Here is a 4007-nt window from a genome sequence, read left to right as displayed (position 1 = left end):
CATGAAAATAAACACAAAACACAAAGGAAATATTTTTAACGGGGGGGGGGGATAAAGAACCTAATTTAGGGAATTCCAGCCATATTCCAAGCCCGCATTCTTCTTTAGATTCTACTCTTTCCCACACGCTTTCTTCTAATTCCGCGCTTTCTCACGCTTCTGCTCCTATTTCACCTCTACTTCAGCACTCCAACTTCACCACCAATCGAGAACCAAACACCCTCCTAAATCAATTTAAAAATGTAATTAATGATAAAAATATAGAAGAATTAGCTTTCCTTATCGGCTATTTCCGCATTAGTGGCTTTATCCACCTACATAACCTCCTTAAGGATAAGTACGATAAGTTTAAGAGTATTCGCATTCTTGTGGGGCTGAATGTCGATAGGGAAATTTATGAATTAGAACAAAACAACCTTGATATTAAATACGAACAAGAGCGATTTATAGAATGCTTCATTAAGGCACAAAGAAAATTTATCAATAAAGAAAAGACCTATGATGTAGAAATAGATAACTCCATAGAATTCCTCCTCTACGCCTTAAAAGAGAAAAAACTACAAATCAAAATGATTAGAGATAAAAATGTGCATGCGAAGTTTTATCTCTTCTATTCCAACCCCCAACACAACCACACAAATCCAAATCAAAAGCGCTATGAAGGCTCACTTATCGTAGGGAGCTCAAATTTAAGTCAAAATGGCTTAGAGAAAAACTATGAGGTAAATCTCTTAAGTAAGGGGAGTGATGACATTACCTTTGCATTAAGTGAATTTAATCATCTATGGCAAAACGCCATTCCTATAGATTACACCCATGTAGAAAAAGCTAAAGAAGATACCTACCTAGCAATCCTCCCGCTAAGAGATCTTTATTATAAGCTCCTGCTATCCCACTTTGGGGACTCCAAAGAAGATGATTCTATACCACATCTTTTTAAGGACTTTACGCCCTACCCCTATCAAGTCCATGCAGTCACAGAAGGTATAACCAAGCTTAAAAAATATAATGGCTTTTTCTTAAGCGATGTTGTGGGTTTAGGTAAAACACTTATCGCCTCCGTCATTGCCAAAAAATGCCAAAAAGAGGGCTTTATCACAGGGAAGATTCTCATAATTGCCAAACCAGCACTCACAACATCTTGGAAAGAACATTTTGACCGCATAGAAATACATAATTATGAAACATATACCCCCGATAGCTTACACAAGATCGAACCCCACGAGAAAGCTAAAATAGAGCTTATTATCATTGATGAAAGCCATAATTTTAGAGGTAGCTCCAGTAATCGCTATGAGAATTTAAAGAGTATTTGTGAGACCCCATATCAACACAATGGTATAAAAAAGAAAAAGAAGTGTATCCTCATATCAGCCACCCCGCAGAATAATGTTCCAAGCGATCTTGCCAATCAATGCTATCTCTTTTTACCTAAGCACAATAGCGGTATAGAAGGCTGCAATGATTTGCAAGATTTTTTTAGCAAGCAGCAAAAAATTTACAAAGAGGCTATCGAAGAATCAAAGGACAAAAGCCAACAGATACAAAAAAATGCCCAAGAAAAATTAGAGTTAAATGCTAAAAATATGAGAGATAAGCTTTTAACTCACATTATGATACGTCGCACACGAGCGGATATAGCAAAACTATATAAAGAGGATATGCAAAAGCAAGGGCTTAGTTTCCCAAAAATAGAAGTTCCCAAAGATCTAACTTATAACCTAGATGACATTTCACACAATCTTGCCAGTGAGAGCATTGCGCTATTAGATGGAGAGGCAACCTCTATGGGGAGCTTTAAGTATGTGCGCTATCTCATCTTCCCTAACCTTACTCAAGAGGGGCAAGCGCATTTTATACAAGAATATGGGGAAAAAGCTAAAGGGGGTAAAAATGAAAATGAATGGCACACAGACACTGCTAAACGTCTAAGCACGCTTATTCAGATTATCCTCTTCAAACGATTTGAATCAAGTATCGCCGCCCTCAAAGCCACGCTAAATAATCAAATTCAATCCCACCAAGCCTTAATACAAATGCTTCAAAGATCTAAAGTACTTATCCCTACAGCTCAAGGCGATAGAGAGAAGCTCTATGAAGCCATACAAGATGAAGATGATGAGGCATTGCAAACATTCTTAGAGGATAGAGAAGATAAATATATTTCCTTAAGCCCAAAGCATTTTCAAAAGGACTATTTAAAAAAACTAGAAGAAGATAAAGCCACGTTAGAGCGCTTACTAGCAAAATGGGAGGAAATAGAGATTGACCCAAAACTAGAAGAGTTAAAAAAGTTTTTAAGGGAAAAACTTGCAAATAAAGAGCAAAAAATTGTTATCTTTAGTGAGGCAAAAACAAGTGTAGAACACCTTGAAAAACATCTTAAAGACTTTACGCCTCTGTGTATTCACGCAGCAAATAGAGACAATAACCAAGAGGCATTAAGAGCAAACTTTGATGCCAATTATCCTAAAGAGCACCAAAGCAATGACCACCAGCTTGTCATTACCACAGATACCCTAAGTGAGGGGGTAAATCTCCATCGTGCAAATATTATAATTAATTACGACGCCCCATATAATGCAACGATCCTTATGCAAAGAATCGGACGCATTAAGCGCATAGGCACAAGTGCTAAATCTATTCATATCTATAACTTCAAGCCCCATGATATAAGCGATAAAATCACCAATATAAATGCCATAACAAGATCGAAGCTTAGAAGCTTTCATAGCACTTTAGGCGAAGATGCGGCTATTTATGATGATGATGAAAAAACACAAAGTTGGGAGATCTTTAGCAAAGTAAAGGAAAATCTAGATGAGCTAAGCCCCGAGACACCATTTATAAATGACCTAAAGGCACTCTCTGAACATGAGAGAGCGCGCATTAAAGCCCTCCCTAATAAATGCCGTAGCATTATAGAAACTTCTCAAGTCCAAAGCCCCATAAGTTATGCATATATCGCATATAAAAAAGCCAAACAAAGTTTTTATTCCCCTTATGTTATCGCTCCCATTCCTGCAAATGAGCGAAACTTATTGCAAAAAGATGAGAGGGAAGCAAGGGAATGTGATTTTTTTACATTAGCAAATTTTTTACGTAAAGAGCTTGAAAATAAGCCCTTAAATGGCACTAAACTCAATTCATGGCTTGGCTTGCATTATAGCGATGTGCAAAAAGCACTAGAATGCTTTAAAGAATCCCAAAAACCACATTCAAGCCTTAAAAAGACTTCAAATTTAAAACACGCTGAAATTAACGCCATAGCTAAGATAAGGCACTTAGAAGGACTAGATCCTGCTATTACAAAGCGAGTGATTGATGCTATTAAAAATGGAGAGAGACAAAATCTAGCTAAAGAGATAAACAAACGCAATGGCAGCGATTTAAGAGCATACTTAGAATCTTTAAACTTACACACTTTAGAGGAAAACTCACAAAAAGAACATAAAAGTAAAAAACCTCAGATAGAGCTAAGCATTACCGCTATCCCAACTAAGGGTAATAGATGAGCAAAGCCACTAGACAATCCCAATCCTATTGTCATTCTGAGCCTTTAGGCGAAGAATCTCTGCAAAATCCACACACAACTCAACCCCTTTGTCATTCTGAGGGCTTTATGCCCGAAGAATCTCTACCCGAATCACTAGTCGCCTACAGAGATTCTTCGGTCGTTTCCACTCCCGCTAGACATGACAATGAGTCCAACCCGCAAGATAAAATTACCTTGCAAGGGAAGTTAGTTTGTCATTCTGAGCTTTCGCAAGAAAGCGAAGAATCTCTAAACGAATCACTAGTCGCTAAAAGAGATTCTTCGCCTGCTATGCAGGCTCAGAATGACAACAAGTCCCAAACGTCTTTCAGCAGTGAGATATATTCTCACTGCGATAAAATTAAATCGCACGAAGTGCCACCTCTTAAAGCGTCGTCGGGGTGGGGGATATATAAGGGGGAGGGAGCGACTTCGCAATTCAAGCCCCTCCCCCTTATAAAAAAAGAAAAAA

At 38.0% G+C, this 4007-nt stretch carries 1 protein-coding gene and 1 pseudogene; both read left to right on the top strand.

The features are described 5' to 3' along the window. Window positions 1-368: 368 nt before the first annotated feature. Window positions 369-3515, top strand: a complete 3147-nt coding sequence (locus CQA63_RS09155; RefSeq protein WP_115511885.1) for a helicase-related protein — start codon at window positions 369-371, stop codon at window positions 3513-3515. Continuing rightward, window positions 3512-4007 (top strand): annotated as a pseudogene (locus tag CQA63_RS09150) (hypothetical protein); the annotation flags it as partial. The gene CQA63_RS09155 and the pseudogene CQA63_RS09150, both read left to right, overlap by 4 nt.

It is taken from the genome of Helicobacter marmotae (assembly GCF_003364255.1).
GTDB lineage: Bacteria > Campylobacterota > Campylobacteria > Campylobacterales > Helicobacteraceae > Helicobacter_C > Helicobacter_C marmotae.
Note: the sequence above shows the minus strand (reverse complement) of the source record. Positions and strands in the feature narration are given on the sequence as shown.